Source organism: Sedimentibacter saalensis (genome assembly GCF_007830175.1).
GTDB classification, from domain to species: Bacteria; Bacillota; Clostridia; order Tissierellales; family Sedimentibacteraceae; genus Sedimentibacter; species Sedimentibacter saalensis.
The window spans coordinates 110,311-132,515 of record NZ_VLKH01000011.1 but is presented as its reverse complement, the minus strand read 5'-3'; the positions used below and the strand labels follow the sequence as shown (position 1 = coordinate 132,515).

The window sequence follows — 22,205 nt, the reverse complement described above, 5'->3', positions numbered from 1 at the left end:
GGGACATTATGAACAATACTTTAGGAATAATATTTTCTGACATGCAGGACTGGAGCATGACAGAGCTTGCATCCCACCGTTCAGTTGCTGCAATACCATTCGGAGGAAGATACAGGCTCATTGATTTCCCCCTTTCCAATATGGTCAACTCAGGAATGCATAAAATCTGCATCATAACAAAAAGCAACTACCGTTCTCTTATGGAGCACGTAGGCTCCGGCAAGGACTGGGATTTGTCAAGGAAAAAAGGAGGTATACTCATATTTCCTCCATACGCCCTGGGTGAAAACCACGGATTATTCACCGGAAGGCTTGACGCTTTAAAAAGAGTACTGGACTATATATCATCTTCAAAGGAAAAATATGTTGTTTTGTCAGACAGCGACATGATTTACAACATCAACTACAGGGACGTAATAAAATATCATGAAGAAAAAAATTCAGACATAACTGCAGTGTACACAAAGTATCCGCTTAAAAAGACATGTTCCATTCATAAAATAATGTATGAATTTGATGATGAAGGCCGGGCAAAAGACATACTTGTTTATCCCATAATAAACGGTGTCCAAAACATTGGTCTTAACACATGGGTTATGAACAAGGATTTTCTAGAGGCATTAATTCATGATGCCATTGCACGAAACTACAAGGATTTCAGCTACGATGTCCTTGCTGCCAGAGTACACAGCCTGAGAATTTACGGCTACGAATACAAGGGGTTCTATGCACACATAGATTCCCTGCAGAGCTATTACGACAACAGCATGGAACTATTAAAGATGGATGTTCTGCAAAGTTTGTTTTATTCTAAAACCGGTCCCATATTTACAAAGACAAAGGATTCAACACCAACGAAGTACTTATCGCATGCAAATGTAAAAAATTCATTGATTGCCAGCGGCTGTACAATTGAAGGAACTGTTGAAAACAGCATCATATTCAGAGATGTAAAAATAGGAAAAAATGCTGTTGTTAAAAATTCAATTATAATGCAGCATGGAACTATCGGTGAAAATGCCCAGCTCGATTCAATAATTTCAGATACATATGCATTTGTTAACAATGACAGAGTCTTGCTAGGCTATTCCAGCTGCCCGTTCTTTATTAAGAAACATTCGATAGTATAGGAGTGATTATATGAGTGTTATGAAAGTATTGTACGCGGCTTCTGAAGCTGCTCCATTTATAGCAACAGGAGGCCTGGGTGATGTGGCTGGTTCTCTTCCAAAGGCGCTTTCCCAAAAATACGGTGACAAAATAGACATCCGAGTAATAATTCCTCTGTACCAAAACATAACAGACAGAAGCGGTTTTGAGTTTGCAGGAAAAACAACAGTGCCTCTTGCATGGAGGCAGCAGTACTGCGGAGTATTTAAGCAGAAGATGAACAATGTAACTTATTACTTCATCGACAATGAATATTATTTCAAAAGAAACGAATGCTACGGTCACTATGATGATGGCGAAAGATTTGCTTTTTTCTCAAAGGCAGTTCTTTTTATACTGCCTATGATTGATTTCGTACCGGACATTATTCTTTCAAACGACTGGCAGACGTCTTTGATTCCTGTATATCTCAAAACAAAGTATGCTAGTTATTCAAATTATAAAAATATAAAGACAGTAATCACCATCCACAACATTGAATACCAGGGAATTTATGACTTGAACATTGCCGAGGATGTATTTGACATCCACGGAAAAGAAAAATCAATCATAGAATACAACGGTGCAATCAATCTCCTTAAGGGAGCTATGGAAACAAGTGACATAATAAGCACCGTAAGTGAAAGTTACTCAAGGGAAATAATGGATGATTTCTATGCCCACGGTCTTGCAAAAATAATAAGCAGCAATTCTCATAAGTTAAGAGGCATTTTAAACGGCATAGATACGGACTTTTACAATCCTGAAACAGACAGTGCATTGTTTGAAAACTTCAGCAGCAAGGATATAAAGAAAAAATATCTTAACAAACTGAACCTTCAGATGCTTGCAGGACTTCCTCAGGATGAAAATATCCCGGTTGTTGCAATTATTTCAAGGCTTGTTAAGCACAAGGGTTTTGAACTTATCATTCATGGAATAGAGGAAGTATTAAAAGAAAAGGTGCAGTTCATAATACTTGGAAAGGGAGACCGGGGATACGAACTTTTCTTCAAGTCTCTTCAGGACCGATACCATGACAAGGTGGCAGTTAGAATTGATTTTAATCAAGACCTGGCACGCAAAATTTATGCGGGATCTGACTTTCTCCTGATGCCATCCATAAGCGAGCCATGTGGAATTGCTCAGATGATTGCATCCCGTTACGGTACTGTGCCAATTGTGCGGGAAACAGGAGGTCTTAAAGACTCCATACACGACTGCAGTCTAGGCTTTGGAAACGGCTTTACATTTTATGAACAAAATCCAAGAGTTCTTGCGGAAACCATAAAAAGAGGACTTAAAGTATACTCAGAAAAAAAAGATTGGGAAAAACTTGTTGAAGCAGTCATGAATGTTGACTTTAGCTGGAATGCATCAGCTTATAAATACTTTGACATGTTTCAAGGTTTATTGACCCAGGGAGAAAAATAATGTTGGAACAAAAAATAAATGCAACACTAATGGAAGCATTGATTGACGAGGAAATTTCCCGTTACTGGAACACTGAACCACACTCTGCGAGCACAACCCAGGTTTACAGGGCACTTTCAACTGTTATAAGAGATCTGCTGCTAAAAAAAAGAAATACATTTTTAAAGCAGTTTACAAAAAACCAGCAAAAGAAGGTTTATTACCTGTGCATGGAATTTCTTACAGGTAAATCTCTGAGAAACAATTTGTACAACTTGAAAATCGAACAGGAAGTTTCTGAAGCTTTAAAAAAATATAATGTATCCCTGGAAGAGCTGTACAGCATCGAAAAGGACCCTGGTCTGGGAAATGGAGGGCTTGGGAGGCTGGCTGCATGTTTCATGGACTCTCTTGCTACCGGAAATTTCCCAGCCGTTGGTTTTTCATTAAAATATGAGTTCGGGCTTTTCAAGCAGAAAATCATAGACGGATGGCAGACGGAACTTCCCGATGACTGGCTGACAACTTCAGATGTATGGCTCATTCCACGTACCGAAGAAAGAGTTATTGTTAAATTTGACGGAAAAATCAGGGAAGAGTGGACCGATAAAGGTTTGAAAATTCATCACGACTACCCCACTCAAATTGAAGCCGTGCCCTACGACATGATGATATCAGGATACGACAGCAAAGGAGTGAGTTTATTAAGGCTCTGGGAATCAAGAAGCTTAAACAGCATTGACATGAACCTGTTCTCACAGGGCGATTATTTAAGAGCCCTGGCAGAAGATTCGCTGGGCGAAGCAATATCAAAGGTTCTCTACCCTTCTGACAACCACTACGAAGGTAAAATATTGAGATTGAAGCAGCAGTACTTTCTTGTTTCAGCATCAGCCCAGAACATTGTTAAAGTACATTACGGCAAGTACAATACACTTGATAACTTCAGTCAAAAAAATGCAATTCACATAAATGACACCCATCCTGCCCTTGTTATTCCGGAACTCATGCGCATTTTTATGGACGATTACAACTATTCATGGGATGAAGCGTGGAAAATGGTTGTAGATAGTGTTTCCTACACAAACCATACTGTACTTTCTGAAGCGCTGGAAACATTTGAAGACAACATAATCAAGGTGAAGATTCCAAGAATTCACATGATAATTGCAGAAATAGATCGTCGTTTCATGGATGAGGCTGCCCACAATTTGGGAGATAGAAACAAGGCCCTCAAGATGTCCATATTCGGCTATGGAAAAATAAACATGGCAAACCTGTGCATACGGGGCAGTCACTGTGTAAACGGCGTGGCTGATCTTCACACGGAAATACTTAAAAAAACAATTTTCAAAGATTTCAATGAATACACTCCAGGTAAAATTATAAATGTAACAAACGGAATAACCCACAGGAGATGGGTCAATCAGGCAAACCCATTGCTGAAGGACTTGCTGACGGATATTCTCGGTGAAGAATACTACCTGAATCCTGAAAAGCTAAATCTTCTTAAAAAATATAAGAATGACCAGAGTGTCCTGACAAAACTAGATGAAATAAAACACCAGAATAAAAAAAGAGTGGCAGAACACGTTTCAAGACAAAACCACATCAACATTGACGTTGATTCCATATTTGACATTCAGGCCAAGAGGCTTCATGAATACAAGAGACAGCTTTTAAATGCCATGCGGATCATAAGCCTCATAATAGATATAAACGAAGGAAATATTGCTGACATTGTACCTGAAACATTCATATTTGCAGCCAAGGCTGCCCCTGGATACTTCAGGGCAAAGGAAATAATTCAGCTCATATTTGCACTCAGCGATTATATAAATAAAAATACATTTGTTAAAAAATACATCAATGTTGTTTTCTTAGAAAATTATTCTGTGAGCCTTGCTGAGCTCATAATCCCTGCAGGTGAAATAAGCGAGCAGATATCCCTGGCAGGCAAGGAAGCAAGCGGAACAGGAAACATGAAGTTCATGATCAACGGTGCTCTTACAATCGGAACATGCGACGGTGCCAATGTTGAAATAATCAAGGAAGTTGGAGAGGAAAATTTCTTTCTTTTCGGTCTTCGTGACCACGAGGTGGAAAGCATCTGGAACCATGGCTATTCTTCCATACAGTATTATCAGAAAAACCTGAAGCTTCGAAAAATAATAGATTTTTTAAATAAAGGCATAAACGGAAAATCCTTCGAGTCCATTTCCAAATATCTCTTGGGAGGATCTGCTGTGGGAGATCCATACATGTGTTTTGCTGATTTTGACTCCTACATGGAAATTCACAGGAAAGCATCGCATCTTTACTACAGCGACAAAATGAAATGGAATCAAATGTCCCTAATGAACATTGGATCAGCAGGAATATTTTCCTCCGACAGGACAGTCAGGGAATATGCCGAGAAAATATGGGGATTGACTCCTGTTAACAAATAATAAGTAATCTTACAACATTTATAAAGGATAATATATGTTCATATTTGACAGTCAGTCTGAATTTTTCAGGTCTCCTCAGGGAGGGATCAAGACAGGTGATGAAATTTCGCTTAAGATTTATGTGAAGCGAAATTTCCCCATGCAGCCAGAAGTTCTAATAGAAAAAAGGCTGGATTATGCGGTTGAAACACACAAAAGAATTTCCATGGAATGGGTAGGTGCTAAAAACTGCCATGACTTGTACCGTGCTGTCTTAACTTTGGAAGAGGCAGGAAATTATTATTACTCATTTATCATGGGGGAAGACAAATCAAATTCTTATCAGCTTCTTGTATATGATGATTTCGCAACTCCTGACTGGATTAAGGGAGGAATAATATATCATATTTTTGTGGATAGGTTTTATAAAGACATGACCCTCATGAAAAATGATGACATAGACATAAGAAATGACTGGGGAGGAACTCCCCGGTACTTGCCTGATGAAAAAGGAGAAATAAAAAACAATGACTTTTTCGGTGGAAATCTCGATGGTATAAAGAAAAAACTCCCATACATCAAGGACCTTGGTGTGTCGGCTATTTATGTTTCTCCTGTCTTCGAAGCCCATTCAAACCACAAGTACGACACAGGAGATTACCTAAACATTGACCCCATGTTTGGAAATGAAGAATCTCTAAAAAAACTTTGCGCAGAAGCTTCCAATTTTGGAATTAACGTCATTCTTGACGGAGTATTCAGCCACACAGGCTCAGACAGCATTTACTTCAACAAAATGGGACGTTACAAATCCATTGGTGCATACCAGAGCAAATCATCGCCTTACTATGACTGGTACATGTTCAACAGCTGGAATGAAGATTATGTGTGCTGGTGGAATATCAAGACACTTCCTGCAGTAAACAAGGAAAACAAACATTACATTGCATTTATCACAGGAGAAAATGGAGTTTTAAATAACTGGCAAGACTGCGGGGTCAAGGGTTGGCGCCTTGATGTGGCAGATGAACTTCCCGACAGCTTTTTAAAAAGTTTAAGAAAATGTGTGAAGGAAAAAGACAAAAATGCTTACATAGTGGGAGAAGTTTGGGAAGATGCTTCAGACAAATTTTCCTATGGACATCTGAAGCAGTATTTCCTGGGAAAACAACTTGATTCTGTAACGAACTATCCACTACGAAATGCCATTATAAACTTCATCCAAACAAAAGACTGCAGTGAACTTTACGAGACAATGAACATGATTATTGAAAAGTATCCTCCACAGTCTGTACACTGCCTCATGAATATTTTAGGAACACACGACACAGCAAGAATCCTCACAGTCATTGGCAGCAGCTATGTTCCAGAAAGCAAATCAGAAATGGCAGAAGCTACACTTACAGCCAATGAACTTGCAGAGGGAATAAGACTACTTAAAATTGCAACACTGCTGCAGATGACACTGCCAGGCATTCCATGCATTTATTACGGAGACGAAGCAGGAATGCAGGGGTGGACGGATCCCTTCAACAGAAGATGCTATCCCTGGGGGGAAGAAAACAAGGAAATATTAAGTCATTACAAATTCATGGGAAAATTAAGAAAAAGCTCATCTGTTTTTTCTCAGGGAAAATACAGATGCCTTGTTCATGATAAAGGAATGTATGTATTTGAAAGGTTTAATGATGAAATGCGCTTAATAATTGCAGTTAATATTTCATCCAACACTGTGACGTTAAATTTAAAAGAAAACATGATGGAATACGGCAAGAAGGAAACAAGCAGCAGTTTTAACATTAAAAGCAATGAATACCTGATTTTAAGAACTATTAATTATTAAACATAAAGTTTCAGCACACCGGCCTTTTAATCCATAAAAAAACTGCCTAAGCAAATTAATTGCTGAGGCAGTTTTTCGTGATTTAATTTATCGGGAGTTTTCGTTTATTTTCCGCTTGCAGCGTTTAATCCTGCAATACGTCCGAATGTGAATATATCAGCTATGGCATTTCCTCCAAGTCTGTTTCCTCCATGGATTCCTCCGGTAACTTCTCCGGCTGCCCATAAACCAGGAATAATTTTCCCATCTTTATCTATAACATGAGTTTCTGTATCTATGACAACACCGCCCATTGTGTGGTGAAGTGAAGCCTTTCTTGGGCTTATGCAAATTCCCACCTCATCATGAGATTCAATATAGTCAAGATCAATTGCTCCTGATAATACTTCTTTGCCAAAATCATCATCTTTTTGAGCTGCTACATAGCTGTTGTATTTTTCAATAGTTTCACGAAGCTGTTCTTCTGTAAATGCAGGTGCTACGCCTGCTGCCGGTGATTTTGTGGCTTCTGCCAATTCTGCAAGATTTTTTCCGTACCAAATGTGTCCGCCTTCAACCATGGCTGCAATACGTTCATCATATTCAGTACCCTTTATAAGCTCATTTGGGTTTCCAACATTTCCTCTGCCTGCATAAACTATATAGAAAATTTTATCTTTAAGTGCCAATGAAGCTTTTGCAAGAACATCACGCTCTGCATATTCATTTACAAATCTCTTACCATTTCCGTCAATCCAAATCTGTTCTGCTGCATCTGCCCAGATACCGTCAGTCATGGTTCCTTTTACAGGTGATGAAGAAGGCATCATCTGTGCAACTTCCATTCCTGTTAAATCAGCACCGATTGCCTGTGCCATTATTATACCATCGCCTTCATTAGTACCAAGGTTAGTTGACAGAGTTCTGTCTGAAAGGTCATCTCCCCAATATTTGTCATACTGCTTAACCATTGCAGGATTTGCGCAGTATCCACCTGTTGCAAGAACTACACCTTTTGTTGTATTTACTGTGATCTGAGTACCGTCTGCCTGTTCAGCCTTTGCACCGATTACCTTGCCTGATGCATCTGTTAAAAGTTCAGTACCGCTGGTTTCTGTATATATAGCAACACCCTTTTCCTTAGCAACCTTTACAAGCTGAGGAATACGATCAGCTCCTGACATGAAACTGTGTGTTCTTGGCCACATTGCTCCAAGAACAGTTCCGGTTCCAGGCGCATTGCCATATTGAGCTGTCTTGCCATATGAAGAATTAAGACCAACGCTTCCCATCCATACAAAAGAGTCAAGTGCACTTTGAGCAAGCTTTCTTGCAAGATCAACTTTTGGAGCTATCCAATTTCCATCAGATAATTGTCTGAGCCCTCCAGTATAAATATGCCACATATGCAGTGCGACAGAATCAAAACCCGGCATGTCGACTCCGGCTTCTTTACCTGCATTTGCTGCATAAAATGCATTAATATCAGCTTTCAGCTCTGTCAAAACTTCTTTCCATTCAGGATAGACATCAAACTTAAGCTTTGAATCAGCAGGATCAAGTTTCAGATAACTATCTAATGTGTTCTTTTGAGCCTTAGACAGTATCATTACACTTTGAGCTTCTGTATCAACAGCATTGTAAGCTGCCCCTGCCATCATTGTATTTCCGCCAAGTACAGAACCTTTTTCAATAAGGATAACTTTAGCTCCTTGTTCTGCGGCGCTTATAGCTGCAGTGAGACCAGCTCCTCCTCCGCCCATTACAAGAACATCAGTATCCCATGTCTGTGGTTCTTTTGGTGCTGCTGCAACCTTGTTTGCCTTTAAAGCATCTACATCCAGCCCTGCTGTTTTTGCTGCATCAGCAACTGCATTTATAATGCCGAAACTGGACAAAGTCGCACCTGTTACAGTGTCTACAGACAAGCTTTGATTTTCGATTATTTGTTTAGGTATGCGCTCAAATGCTACTACTGAAACATTTGGAGTTTCCTTGTTTTCTTTAAATTCAATGTCTGTAATTTTACTGTCTTTAACAGTAATGCTTACAGTTATTGGTCCCTGCATACCTCCGGCAGTACCCTCAAAACTGCCATTGATCAGTTCTGCTGGTTTTTCTTCATTAACAGGTGCTTCTGTTTTCTTGGCACAGCCAACAACAGAAACTATCATGCAAATGCATAAAAACATAGAAATAAATTTTTTTGTCTTTCCACTAAAACCTTTTACTTTCATATATATCTTCCTCCCTTAATTTTGATCTTCAGCAATGCCAAAATCATTTGTGTAAATAATAACATGTTTTTCAATTAATGGTGGTTAAACAGTTATTAAAAATTATTGCTGCATTTAATAAATTTTTCACAATCAAGCGTCCTTTGACTATTATATTTTTATTATTAATAAAAAAATCACCTGAAACTCGTTAAAAAAGTTTCAAGTGATTAAGAAACGTTAATATTTATAAAAAATAAATTAACAGTGCCTTAATTAGTCTGGCTAAGTTTTATTTGTTTTCCGGACATATCAAAGTAATATCCTTTGCCCCACTCCATTTTTAAAAACCTCGGGTTTTCGGGATCGTCTTCAATTTTTTCACGAATGTTATGTATATGGACTATTACAGTCCTAGTATCTCCATAACTCTTTTCACCCCAGATTTTAAGATAAATTTCCTTTGGAGTGAAGTATTTGCCCTTATTTTGCATTAAAAAGGAGAGAATTTTGAACTCCGTACCAGACAGTTTTTTTTCGCCTTCCGCCTTTACAACTACATGACGTCTTGCATCCAGAGTAAATCCCTGACATTCCAAAATGTTCTGAGTTGGTTGTATATTCTTGTTGTAACGTCGAAGATTTGCCTGGATTCGAGCTTCCAGCACCTTGTTGTCAAAGGGCTTTACTAAAAAATCATCCCCTCCTTGTTCCAAGGCACGAACAATTGTATCGCTGCTGTCAAGGCATGATATAAATATTATGGGGCAGTCATGCCACTCTCTCAAGCGTGCGCAAAGGTCCACTCCGTCAACATCAGGCAACAGTATATCAAGCAATATGACATCAAAGTTATCTCTTGCATTTGCAAAAGCCTCTCCGCCGGTTTTGGCCCATACAATCTGATATGTTTCTGCTTGTTCCAAATAGTAAAAAATTACCTTTGCTACCAGGGCATCATCCTCAATCAAAAGAACACGTGTCACAAAATTCACCTCTTTGTTTAAATAATTACAAATATGTTGTCTTAAAAATAATATATCTTAAGCAGCTTATAATTGCAACACCTCTTTTAAATATGGCTTGACAGCAATTATGTTAATAGTATAACATTTAATCATAAAGAAGAGGTTAAAATGAAAAAAAACTATATAAAGACTGTTGCTGTATTCCTTTTTATGATTATAATAACATTTTCGCTTTGTGTCATAATTAATGACAGTTTTAGCACGCTTAAAAGTGGACAAGTATTTTCACCTGAAAACGAAAATACTATGTATTCATTGTCAGGTTACAGATGGGATTCAATTACAAGAAAATATTACTTTGATATTGTTGTTGAAGATATTAATCAACCATTATCACTGATATACGGGTTTATTCCTGAAGACATATATGCAAACGGAAAAGTCGTAGCACATTCCGCTAATTTTAACTTGTCAAATTTTTCAAGTGTTGCAATTGATTCAAGCTTTTTCAACAAGGAAACAAACACTTTAAATTTGGAATTTGACAGCAAGGAGAACCCTTACAATCAGTCAGTGTACATCACCACAGCAAATGGTGCTGCCCATGCGCTTTCTACCTACTACATGACATTTGCATTCAATCTTGGAATGACATTTTTAATGTCACTTTATGGATGGTCTCTTTATTTTAATAAACGAACCGAAAAATATTTATTATGGTTCTCCATATATACAGGAGCACTTACTCTATGGAGTCTCGGTTCACTGGCTTTGGGGGCAGGTTGGGATTTTATTAAGCCATTGGTTTCTCATGCATATGGCTGGTGTGCACTACTTGACATAATCATTAGCTGCAAGATGTTCAATACAAAACTTCCAGGCCATTTCGACCGGTTGTTAAGCCGAGGTGGAGTCATTTTTCTGCTTCTTGCCTGGGCGGTGGTTGAAACATTCTTGCCCAAGACATTCAGAGATTATTATTTTCTATTCTTTTTTTCAATCGCAGCACTTATATATGCCTGCGCACAACACCGAAAAGGTGCGTATATGCTTCTTGCGGGACAGACAATAAGTCTTGGCATGCGGCTTGTAATAACCGTTTCTCCTGTTATGAAGAACCAAATCAGTTATCTCCTAAGAGTTATGAGATATTCAAAGCTGTTTAATCTTCCTTTTGCAGTATGTTGTATGCTGTTGATAAACAGTTTGTTTGCTGAAAAGTTTTCCGAATCTGAAGCACTTGCAGAAAAGTTGGAGCAGACAAATCAAGAACTGGAAACAAAAGTGCTGGAGCGAACCAGCGCCTTGAAAAATCAGCAGAGACAAAAAAACACCTTTATGATGAATGTGTTTCATGATTTGCGAACTCCACTTTTTATTTTAAGGGGATGTACGGAAAGAATAAAATCATTCCCTCATCAACTTCAGCATGAACTTCCTGTAATGGAAGAAAGGCTTGATTTTACACAACACCTGGTGGATGATTTGTTTTTAATGGCAAAGCTTGAAGACAGACAGGTTATCCTTGAAACAGAGCGAGTTCCATTGGGCAGCTTGGTGTCCAAGGTTACGAAAGCATGTCTTGTTGTGAGTGAAAAAAAAGATGTTGCTCTTAAATATACCATTATTGATGACTGTATAACATGGGGCGATGAGTTCAGGCTTGAACAGGCATTTCAAAACCTTATTACAAATGCCATATATTATACAAGACCTGGTGGTTCTGTATGTGTTGAACTTAAATCCTATGGCAGTATGGCATTCATATCAGTAACTGATACGGGCGTTGGTATATTACCTGAAGACCTGGATAAAATATTTGACCGCTACTATCGCGTAAGCGGAAAAGATAAACATCAGTCATCAGGACTTGGTTTAGCCATAGCTCAGGAAATCATTCAACAGCACAATGGTAAAATAACAGTAAAAAGCAATATTGGAAAAGGAACAGTATTTACATTGCAGCTTCCGGTTATCCCGCAATAACAGCCTGCACCTTATTATGTGATGCAGGCTGTTTTATATCTTCCGTTTTTTACAGCTATTGTTTTTATTTTCTCTGCAAGGTCATCTGTAAGCAATTCTTTTTTTACTCTCCAAGTCCAGTTGTTTCCCAACGTTGATGGAGTGTTCATCCTTGCTTCTGATCCAAGGCAGAGAAAATCCTGCAGAGGCACAATACATAGATTTGCCCTGCTTTGACTTAGAATATCTATTATTTCATATACAAGCGTATTTGTGTCTGTACATTCATATCCATTAATTCCAAGACTCTTTATCACACAATCTTTTGTGCTTTCATCAAGCTTTTCAAACCATCCCTTCAATGTGTCATTGTCGTGGGTGCCTGTATAGGCTACACAATTTTTTTCGTAGTTTTCAGGAAGATATGGATTCAATGGATTATTGTCAAAGGCAAACTGGAGAACTTTCATGCCCGGAAATAATGTGTGCTCCTTGAGCTTAATAACACTTTCTGTGATTATTCCAAGGTCCTCGGCAATAATATTTATATTTCCAAACTGTTCATTTAAAACTTGGAACAGCTCTTTTCCATATGCTTTCATCCATTTTCCGTTTACAGCATCTAAAGACCCCCAGGGAACTGCGTAAAATTCATCAAACCCCCTGAAATGGTCAATCCTCACTGCATCATACAGTTTTAAGGAAACCTTTATTCTATCAATCCACCAGCTGTAATTTGTTTTCCTTAAATTTTCCCAGTTGTAGACAGGATTTCCCCAAAGCTGTCCCTTGGCAGAAAAACTGTCCGGAGGAACTCCGGCAGCCAAAATCGGTATGAAATTTTCATCAAGCATGAAATTGTGAGGATTGCACCATACGTCTGCGCTGTCCATTGCTGCATAAATAGGAATATCACCTATTATGGAAATCCCCTTTTCCGAAGCATATCTTTTCAAAAGAAAATACTGGTCGTAAAAAATAAGCTGAAGGAATATCCAGTATTCAATTTCTTCTTTTAGCATTATTTTTACTTCTTCAATTTTTTCTTCATTTCGGCCGGCCAAATCCCTGTCCCATTCATTCCATGGAAGCTGATTATTTTTGTATTTAAGAGACATAAACAAACCATAATCTTCTGCCCACTTATTCTTCATTTTAAAACTGAGAATTTTATCCCCGTAGGCTGTCTTTGTGTTCTCATATATTATCCTTAATACATCATATCTTTTATTAAACTGCTTTTCATAGTCCACATGTTCAACGTCTTGAGATTCTAAATTCCTTAAGTCATCTTCCTCAACAAACCCTTCCTTTATGAATACTTCAAGATCTATGAGGCATGGGTTTCCTGCAAAGGATGAAAATGATGAATATGGAGAATCACCATAGGAAACAGGTCCCATGGGCAGAACCTGCCAGTATTTCTGTCCCGATTTTTCAAGAAAATCAATGAAATTATATGCTTCTCTTCCCAGCGTTCCAATGCCGTATTTTGAAGGCAGACTGCTTATGGGAAGAAGTGTTCCCAAACTTCTTTTAAACATGTTATTCTCCCTTATGCTCATAAAAGTATCGCATATAAAGCTTCTACAAACAATGTTATGCAGGATTTTCTTCTTTTAAACTCTTCCACACGGTTAAAAGCATTGTGCCGAAGCAGGCAAAGCCTCCTACTACCTCCGAAACAGGTTCGGACAAAAATACACCCGATATTCCCAGGTTCCATAATCTCGGAAGTATTATTACCATAGGCAAAACAAGCACAACCTTCCTGAATATTGAAAAGAATATGGCGAATTTTGACTTGCCAAGGGCAACGAACACTGACTGCCCTGCAGACTGAAGGGCCATGGTAAAAAAGCATGCGAAGAACAATCTCAGCATTGGAATTCCTGCGGTTAAAACTTCAGCATCGCTGTTGAATATTTTGATGAAAAACCCGGGAAAAAACTGAATCAAACCCCATATAAACGTGTTGTACAGCACTGCTGAAACGGCTGTAAACTTTATGCAGCTTTTCACCCTGTCATATTTTCCTGCGCCGTAGTTGTAGCCCATAACAGGCTGTGCGCCGCTTGCAAGACCCATTACCGGCATTGAAAATATTTCCCGCACTGAATTTATGACTGTCATTATACCAACATACAAATCTCCTCCGTACACCTGTAGAGTGGCATTGCTGGCTATTTGTATTATAGAGTTTGTAATCTGCATTACAAATCCTGATGTTCCAAGACCAATGATTCTTTTTATTCTTTCTTTCTTAAGATGAAGGCTGTTTTTCTTGAGCCTTAAAATTGCTGTGTAACCTGTAAGAAACTTAAGCACCCACACTGCTGACAACAATTGAGATATTATGGTGGCAAGAGCTGCCCCTTTTACTCCCATGTCCAGGGCAAATATAAATATGGGGTCAAGCACTATGTTTGCAACAGCACCCATGATTACAGTCATCATTGCAACTCTGCCGAAACCCTGTGAATTGATAAAATTGTTCATTCCCAAACTTATCATCACAAAAATATTTCCCAGCAGATAAATTGTTATGTATTCATCAGCATATGCATATGTTGCATTGCTTGCTCCAAACATATAAAGTACAGGCTTTTTTATTATAAGTCCTACTACAGTGAGAATTATGCCGCTTGCTGCAAGCATAGCAAAAGAATTTCCCATTATTTTTTCTGCTTCATCTATGTTGCCCCTGCCTCTTTCTATTGAACAAAGAGGTGCCCCTCCCATTCCAAACAGATTGGCAAATGCCATTACAATTGATATTATTGGAAGACTTACTCCAACACCGGTAAGTGCTGTAAAGGCATCTCCCGGCATCCTGCTTATGTAGATACGGTCTACTATATTGTAAAGAACATTGACAAGCTGAGCCAAAATCATTGGGATTGCCATGTCCATAATATGTTTTGCAACACTTCCTTTTGAAAAATCATTAACTGTTTCCATTACTACCTCTTCTCTATTAATGTAATTAGCTTTGTCCAGTATCTCTAGAATTTTACTTCCAAACATACATTCATGTCAAGAACATAAAAAAAGGTCTTCATAACGAAAACCTTTTTTAACTCTTTCATTTATGAGGAGTAACTGGAAATAATCTTCTTATTTTACAACAGTTATTTCCAATACATCAGACAATGGTCTTGCACTGGTCCAATTATCCCATACAAAAGCCTTCACGTTATAGTCCCCTGTCGTTGGAATTCTGAAGCCGGTTGTTAATCTATTGCTTTCGCCTGTCTTTGTGCTAACATTCATGTATGAGTAATTTACCATCATATTATTTGTTTTATCATATAGCGCAACTATAAGCATTGCTTCCTTAGTTTCACTTGTATTATTGGTCAACTCCACTGTTACATCTGCATCACCGCCAAGCTTAAATGATGTCTTAGGATCAATGAATCGAATATTAAATCCATACTCTTCAGCTGCAGGTATTCCGTCGTAAATGGCACTGGCAAGCATCCTAAATTGATGCGACGGATGTGCCCTGTTAGTAATATGATTTGCAAACAGCGTGATAGTTGCATCTCCAACCTTATCCTGAATAATATATGGCTTGCCCTTCGCTAAATCATGATTTGGCCACCACCCTGCAACATAGAAATCATCTCCATCTACTAGCGATGCCAATACTTTTGAAGTAGCTGGCACTGTTTCAATCCAGGAACCGGATTTGTTATAGAGGTAATCAATTTCATTGTAATTGCCTGTAATAACACTGTCTGTATTAACTTCAGCTTTTAGTACCCCCTCATGGCTTCCGCCCGTCCTGCCCCTTTTAAGATTAGGAAGCAATCCGCTGTTTTCCAAAGAATATATAGGTCCTCCGCCTATACCTACATAAGAAGTACCTGATAAGATTAGATTCTTTACAGATGTGTTAATTGATCCAGAAGCATCAACTATAATATCTGCATCATTGTATGAATTTGTTAATTCAAATCCCAACCCCTGCAATACATAAATTAATTCGGCTCCAATTGCATATACCTTAGGTTGTTCTAATATTTTTAACTCTGCACTTTCTGTATATGGTGTTACTTCAAGGAAGTATTTGTTCTTAATGGTGTCTAAATCATTTTTTGCTACAACAAAATCGCCCTTATTGAACAATTCACCATCAGAATAAATCATTTGAACAACCATATCTTTAGCAAGCAACTCATTTACAGCCTTAACTGCATCATTATTTGTATTTCGTATTACTAACTGATCAACTTGCCATGGTATATCAGTAGTTGGAATAATGACTTCAGTGACTTTCTGAGATTTTCCTTCAAAGGCATTCTCAATTCTGATTTCATACTTGTCAAAACCTCTTAAATGAGGAAATGACATTGTTACTTCTGCATACATTGCATCCCAATCTGAAAAATCTGATCCATCATACAATAAAGTATTTGCCAAACCACGTTTTGCCTGATGCATGTCTACTATGTAGCTTCCTGCTGGATACGTTATATCGCCTGAAGCAACAGGAGCTGTTGTTTTTTCAACTTTGATACCATTCTTAATCAAGTATTCTGCCATTTCATATGCTGCCAACGGATTTTTTTGCAGCTCTTTAGCTACAGGAATAACATAATATTCAGGGAAGAAATTTTCATTATCTCCTCTTGGTCTTCCTATAATCTCACGCTCAGCATTAACTAACCATTCATCTACACTTCTGTCATCGATGCCCTCTACTCCGCGTCTGTATATTTCTAATTGATTTTTAAATAAATTTTCTTTATTTTCTAAAGCATAATTTAATGATCCAAGTCCGGCATAAACAAATGCATTATTAGAATCCTGGTTTAATTCCGGTATTTCAATTGTATGTCCCAGAGCACCGTGCATCATTCCTAAAACAGCTGCATACATTGGTGCTCCGTCATCCCATCCATCGCCATAGTCATACATAGGAATAATATATTTATCATATTTTGTATTTGATATTCCTGCTTTGCCCATGGCATGAGCATGTTCAATCATACCATCCATTAACAAGTCAAACTCAAAGTTTGGATCATGAGGAGGAGTACATGGTTCTATCAAAAAATCAGATACAAATCCATGGAAATCATTCATAATCATTGGAGTCCATTTCGCCAAGCCTTGAAATACCTGTGCAGTTTCTACTTGAGTTTGATATGTTACATCCCTGTTTAGGTCAAACCCAGCTAAAGTAGTTCTTGTATTGTAGAATCTGCCATCAGGGTTATTGTTTAAGTTGAACAGCAATATAAAATTATCCAGAATATCCTGAACATTTAAAGTCACTGTTATAACCTTATTACTGTCATTAAGTGTTTCAAATGTAATCTCATCCATAGTTGCCAGCATTTCCAGCATATCTAACTGAGCATCAACACCATTAGCTTCATCTGAGTGAATGTTGTTAAACCAAATTGCCGGTTTATAGTTTCCTGCTGTTCCAGCATTGATCTTTTCAATTAATAAAGCCGGATTTTCCAACATCATAGGTAACGTATCATTCAAATAATTATCAAGGTCAGATTTATCTCTTGCAAACATAACAAATGGAATATCTCTGCCTTCAGCTGATTTGCCCATAGGATCATATTCTAAATATCTATCGGATTTAGCTATGTCCAGTATCCGTTCAATTTCAGGAAGTATCTGGTCATATGTATGATATGAATCATATGCATTTAACTTCATAACAGTCTTTGCAACAACATTAGTAGTCACATCTGTCACAGCAAGATTGTATTCTCCTAATAAATCCGGATATTTTGTTCTGGGGTATGGTCTTCCCTGAAGATTAGATGTACCATATGGCAAGTCGCACTTAATAGTAGCTCTTACAGTATCACCATCTAAATATGGCTCTATTGCAAATTTTATAAAAGGTTCACCCGTATAAGAGCCTGATTTAAAGGATTTCCAATCTCCAAACAATTTGTTTCCAAGTGTCCATTTTAGGTTGTTTAAATCAGGAACATATCCCAATTTAACAGCTACTTCAACTTCTCTGGCCTCTGACATGGACAATAAGTTTGTACTTACAGCAATGCCCACCATATCATCTGATATTGGTGGATTAATTTGTACCAATAAATTGGAAAGCAAAGTTGTGTACGTATATAATCTGTCCTCTATTCTTCCGGGGAATGCTTCATGTAAGAAGGTAAGATTATCTATTGATTTATGCATAATTTGTCCTTGCTCTACAGTTTCAACAGATCCATCTAAGCCATCTGTTTCTTCCCAATTTGTACTTTCAAAATACAAATATGGCAATCCCAGGTTTTTAAATGGTGCATGGTCACTCCAGTCTCCTGTTGTTCCTGCAGGATAATCTGGATTTAACCCTTGTTGTGTTATAACATCTAAATCTAGTGCATCTGCCAATGATAAAGCCTGGTCTCTAACCCAGCCTTTTTCCCCTGAGTCACCATATGCGTACATTTTGTCTCCGACTAATACAGTATCCAGATTTATCATAGCTATTGTATTAGCAATTTCTGCTTCAGTCATCTGAGAAGCATAATATCTTGAACCTTTGAGTCCTGCCTCTTCAGCTCCAAATGCAACAAATTTAATTGTATAATCAGTTGTCACGTTTTTTAATATTTCTGCTGTTCCCAGCATTACTGCCACTCCTGAAGCATTATCGCTTGCTCCCTTTGTATTTACAGAGTCATAGTGAGCTCCGACAATAATCTGTTTTTCAGATCTTCCTTTTTTAATTGCAATAATATTATTTGAATTTACTTCTGATTTATCTTTTCGAACATATGCAAATGATTGTACTACAGGCGCATAACCAGCCTCCTCAAATGCCCAAACAATGTAATCTTTAGCCTCTATTTCTTTTTCTGTACCGGATTGCCTTGTTCCAATCACCTCTGACAGCTGGTACAAATGTCCATAAATTGATGATCCTGTTGTTTTATCAACTTCAGGCAAGGATGAACTTTGTACTGCTAAAGAACTGAAGCTCCTGATATTCTCCTTCTCCTCATGAGCCTGCAAAGCTCCATACGGATTTTTATATTCTTCCGGATCAACAGCTGTCTCTTGAACATCCCATGCTCTGTCGCTATCTTGTATCCCAGCTGTATCAAAAGCAAAAGCAGTAGAAAACATAGATAACAACATAGAAATTACAATGACTAATGACAAACTCTTTTTAAACTTCATGCTTTCCTCCTATAAAATTTATTTGTTCAGTTAAATAACCGATATCCTTGCGTAAGAACTAAAGAAGTTCAATTATCCTATATATCATTACTGCTGCTTGTGCACGTGTTGCTCCCAGCTTTGGCTCAAATGTTGTTGCAGTCATCCCTTTGATAATTCCCATACTGACAGCTTTACCGACACTCTCCAGGGCCCATTCGGAAATTTGTTCTCTATCACTAAAGTTTACCGGTGAAGTGCTTGTACTAATTCCTTTGTATTCTAACGCCCTGATTATCATAACTGCCATTTCTTCTCTGCTGATTTCTTTATTTGGGCAGAAATTATCATTATAACCCAGGACTATACCAGCTTTTGCAACTGATTCAACTGTTGTTGAATACCAATCTTCAGAATTCACATCATTAAACATACCTTTGTATTCTTCAGATTTAAGTTCTAATAATCTGAACAGCAATGCAGCAAACTGAGCTCGTGTTATCTTTTCATCAGGCATAAAGTAATCATCATTCATTCCCGAAATTATCCCCTTACCTGCCAATATCTCTATTTCATCTATTGCCCAATGAGACTTTATGTCTGCAAAGCTTTTCCTTGGCTGCAGCGGTTCTTGAGGTTTATTTGCTGTTGACCCACCAGGAACATGGGGCTTTCCAGGTTCATCATCATCAGGTTCACTTCCCGTGCCTGATTTTACTGTAACAGCAACATCATATTTATTAAGTCCTGTACTGACCTTGCCTATATATTTCCCATCCTTCAAACTGAGCTCGAAACTATAGTTTCCATTTTCATCAGATTCAATTTGATCAATGTATTGCCTTACACCATTCTCATCTGTAATAATAATTGTAATATCTTCGTTAGCAACTTCTGATTTACCTGTTATACTGACCTTATTATCACTGGTTGAGACAACTGGTGATGTCTTTGCCAGTACAGTGCCTATTGACAACAGCATAATTAAGACTGTTAACAGGATTGTCCTCATTTTCAACATTAATTTCCTCCTTTAATTATTCTTTAAAACCATTTCTCATCATTTCATGTGAAATATCACATCACCGTCTAATTTCCAGCCTCCAAAGTCAGACTTTAAAACAAAGACAACCTCCTTTCTTTTTTTTCCGACCTCAATAACCCCTTCTATTAATGCAATTTTTTTCTCTCTTTGTATTTCAACACTGTCTATGTGGATAAGCTTGCCCAAGTCCATATAATAATCTGAATGAATTAAAAAAAAATTTAAAGGTACATCTCTTTGAAATTCTGTATCCAGATAACTGTACATTTGCAAACGTTCGCCACAATAATAGTTTTCATAAAACTCAATGACTACACTCTTAAGATGATCCTCATATTTAGTAAAGTTGCTTTCTAATCGATTCATTTGTCTAACACCTCTTATATATTATAGATAATTAAACGTGGATAATTAATCAAATTTTGTATGTAAATTCAGTAAATATCATTTTACTTTTTACAATATAATTCAAATATCCATGCAATCTATTAAATTTCTACATATAGTGATTTTATTTTTAAAAAAATTTAGAGAATTATGGATGAACGGGAGATGTAAATTAATGAAATGTTTTTTATAGATTTAAATATATGAAATTAGGCAAAAAAATAACAGAGTATCACTCTGCCAGACTATTGACAAACTCTGATGATGTCATCCTGAGCGAAAGTGAAGAATCTCATCTTTATTGAAAACATGAGATTCTTCGGCCTACGCCCTCAGAATGACAACGTCCATAGATACTTGTCAGCAACCTGAACAGAGCAATACTCTGCTTTTTTGTATGTTAACCCTAAGGTTATTATAAATATTTTTTCAATGCTTCAACCTTGTCTGTCTTTTCCCATGGAAGATCCAGGTCGTTTCTTCCGAAGTGGCCATATGCTGCAACCTGCTGATAAATAGGTCTTCTCAGCTTGAAGTTTTCAATGATTGCTGCTGGTCTTAAGTCAAAGTTTTCTGCAACTGCCTGTTCAATTTTTTCATCGGCAATTTTGTTTGTTCCGAAAGTTTCAACCATTATTGAAACCGGCTTAGCAACTCCTATGGCATAAGCAAGCTCAACTTCGCACTTCTCTGCAAGTCCTGCTGCAACAATGTTCTTTGCAATGTGTCTTGCTGCATATGCTGCTGAACGGTCAACCTTTGTTGGATCTTTTCCGGAGAATGCTCCGCCGCCGTGTCTTGAGTATCCGCCATATGTGTCAACTATAATTTTTCTTCCAGTGAGTCCTGAGTCTCCCTGAGGTCCTCCAATAACGAATCTTCCTGTTGGATTAACGAAATATTTTGTATTTTCATCAAGAAGCTCTGCTGGAACAGTCGTCTTGATAACATGTTCCAAAAGGTCTTTTTGAATTGTTTCTCTGTCAGCTTCAGGATTGTGCTGAGTTGAAATTACTATGGTGTCAACTCTTACAGGCTTGTTGTCGTGATATTCGATTGTTACCTGAGTTTTTCCGTCAGGTCTTAAGTATGGAACAGTCTTGTTCTTTCTAACTTCAGACAGCTTCAGTGCAAGTTTGTGTGCCAGTGATATTGGCATAGGCATAAGTTCAGGAGTTTCATTGCATGCAAATCCAAACATCATACCCTGGTCTCCGGCACCTATCATGTCATTTGTGTCAACATGAGCCTTCTTGTATTCGTCGGCTTCATTAACACCCATTGCTATGTCTTGTGACTGTTCTTCTATTGATGTAAATACGGCGCATGTCTTGTAGTCGAATCCGTATTCAGCGTTGTCATATCCTATGTTTTGTACTGTTTGTCTAACTATCTTTGGAATGTCAATGTAGCAGTTTGTGCTTATTTCTCCTGCCACTAGCACGAAACCTGTTTTAGTAACTGTTTCACAGGCAACTCTTCCATTAGGATCTTGTTCCAAAATTGCATCTAAGATGCCATCTGAAATCTGGTCGCACATTTTGTCTGGGTGACCTTCTGTAACTGATTCAGATGTAAATAACCATTTCTTCATCTTTTATTCCTTTCTCATATGAATTACATACATAAAAAAACTCTTCCAAAGAAGAGGTCGCAGTC

The 22,205-nt window shown here is 37.8% G+C and carries 13 protein-coding genes; 5 read left to right on the top strand and 8 right to left on the bottom strand.

The annotated features are described in order from the left end of the window. Window positions 1-8 precede the first annotated feature (8 nt). From glgD to LY60_RS15475, 4 genes are read left to right on the top strand one after another with little or no spacing between them, the layout of a single operon-like run. Window positions 9-1,130, top strand: coding sequence for a glucose-1-phosphate adenylyltransferase subunit GlgD (glgD, locus tag LY60_RS15490; RefSeq protein WP_145085948.1), 1,122 nt, complete (start codon window positions 9-11; stop codon window positions 1,128-1,130). A 10-nt stretch (window positions 1,131-1,140) separates the two neighbouring features. Continuing rightward, complete coding sequence (locus LY60_RS15485) at window positions 1,141-2,583, top strand: glycogen synthase (protein WP_246145522.1); 1,443 nt, start codon at window positions 1,141-1,143, stop codon at window positions 2,581-2,583. Next, window positions 2,583-5,012, top strand: a complete 2,430-nt coding sequence (locus LY60_RS15480; protein WP_246145520.1) for a glycogen/starch/alpha-glucan phosphorylase — start codon at window positions 2,583-2,585, stop codon at window positions 5,010-5,012. Before LY60_RS15485 ends, LY60_RS15480 begins: the two co-directional genes overlap by 1 nt. 34 nt (window positions 5,013-5,046) lie before the next feature. Then, entirely contained in the window at window positions 5,047-6,834 is a 1,788-nt protein-coding gene (locus LY60_RS15475) for a glycoside hydrolase family 13 protein (RefSeq protein ID WP_145085944.1), read from the top strand. 104 nt (window positions 6,835-6,938) lie between these two features. Here the strand turns inward: LY60_RS15475 and LY60_RS15470 are convergent, their stop codons facing one another. Then, window positions 6,939-9,050 carry an FAD-dependent oxidoreductase gene (locus LY60_RS15470; RefSeq protein WP_145085942.1) on the bottom strand — a complete coding sequence of 704 codons (2,112 nt, stop codon included), beginning with the start codon at window positions 9,048-9,050 and terminating at the stop codon, window positions 6,939-6,941. Window positions 9,051-9,301: 251 nt separating this feature from the next. Then, window positions 9,302-10,015: a response regulator transcription factor gene (locus LY60_RS15465; protein ID WP_145085939.1), complete on the bottom strand. Its 714-nt coding sequence runs from the start codon at window positions 10,013-10,015 to the stop codon at window positions 9,302-9,304. Between the two features lie 150 nt (window positions 10,016-10,165). Between LY60_RS15465 and LY60_RS15460 the strand changes: the two genes are divergently transcribed. Continuing rightward, window positions 10,166-11,983, top strand: coding sequence for a sensor histidine kinase (locus tag LY60_RS15460; protein WP_145085936.1), 1,818 nt, complete (start codon window positions 10,166-10,168; stop codon window positions 11,981-11,983). Between the two features lie 14 nt (window positions 11,984-11,997). On the opposite strand, the gene malQ is transcribed toward LY60_RS15460, so the two are convergent. The 6 genes from malQ to metK form a co-directional block, all read right to left on the bottom strand. Further along, on the bottom strand, window positions 11,998-13,506 hold the full coding sequence (malQ, locus tag LY60_RS15455; RefSeq protein ID WP_145085933.1) for a 4-alpha-glucanotransferase: 1,509 nt from the start codon (window positions 13,504-13,506) through the stop codon (window positions 11,998-12,000). Window positions 13,507-13,561: 55 nt separating this feature from the next. Next, window positions 13,562-14,923 carry an MATE family efflux transporter gene (locus tag LY60_RS15450; protein ID WP_145085931.1) on the bottom strand — a complete coding sequence of 454 codons (1,362 nt, stop codon included), beginning with the start codon at window positions 14,921-14,923 and terminating at the stop codon, window positions 13,562-13,564. A gap of 156 nt (window positions 14,924-15,079) precedes the next feature. Further along, window positions 15,080-19,135 carry a M28 family peptidase gene (locus tag LY60_RS15445; RefSeq protein WP_145085928.1) on the bottom strand — a complete coding sequence of 1,352 codons (4,056 nt, stop codon included), beginning with the start codon at window positions 19,133-19,135 and terminating at the stop codon, window positions 15,080-15,082. Window positions 19,136-19,193: 58 nt separating this feature from the next. Continuing rightward, window positions 19,194-20,135, bottom strand: a complete 942-nt coding sequence (locus LY60_RS15440; protein WP_145085925.1) for an S-layer homology domain-containing protein — start codon at window positions 20,133-20,135, stop codon at window positions 19,194-19,196. Window positions 20,136-20,174: 39 nt separating this feature from the next. Further along, a complete protein-coding gene (locus LY60_RS15435; protein WP_145085922.1) occupies window positions 20,175-20,525 on the bottom strand; it encodes a hypothetical protein in 351 nt (116 codons plus the stop codon). A 436-nt stretch (window positions 20,526-20,961) separates the two neighbouring features. Then, entirely contained in the window at window positions 20,962-22,140 is a 1,179-nt protein-coding gene (metK, locus tag LY60_RS15430) for a methionine adenosyltransferase (RefSeq protein WP_145085919.1), read from the bottom strand. Window positions 22,141-22,205: the final 65 nt, after the last annotated feature.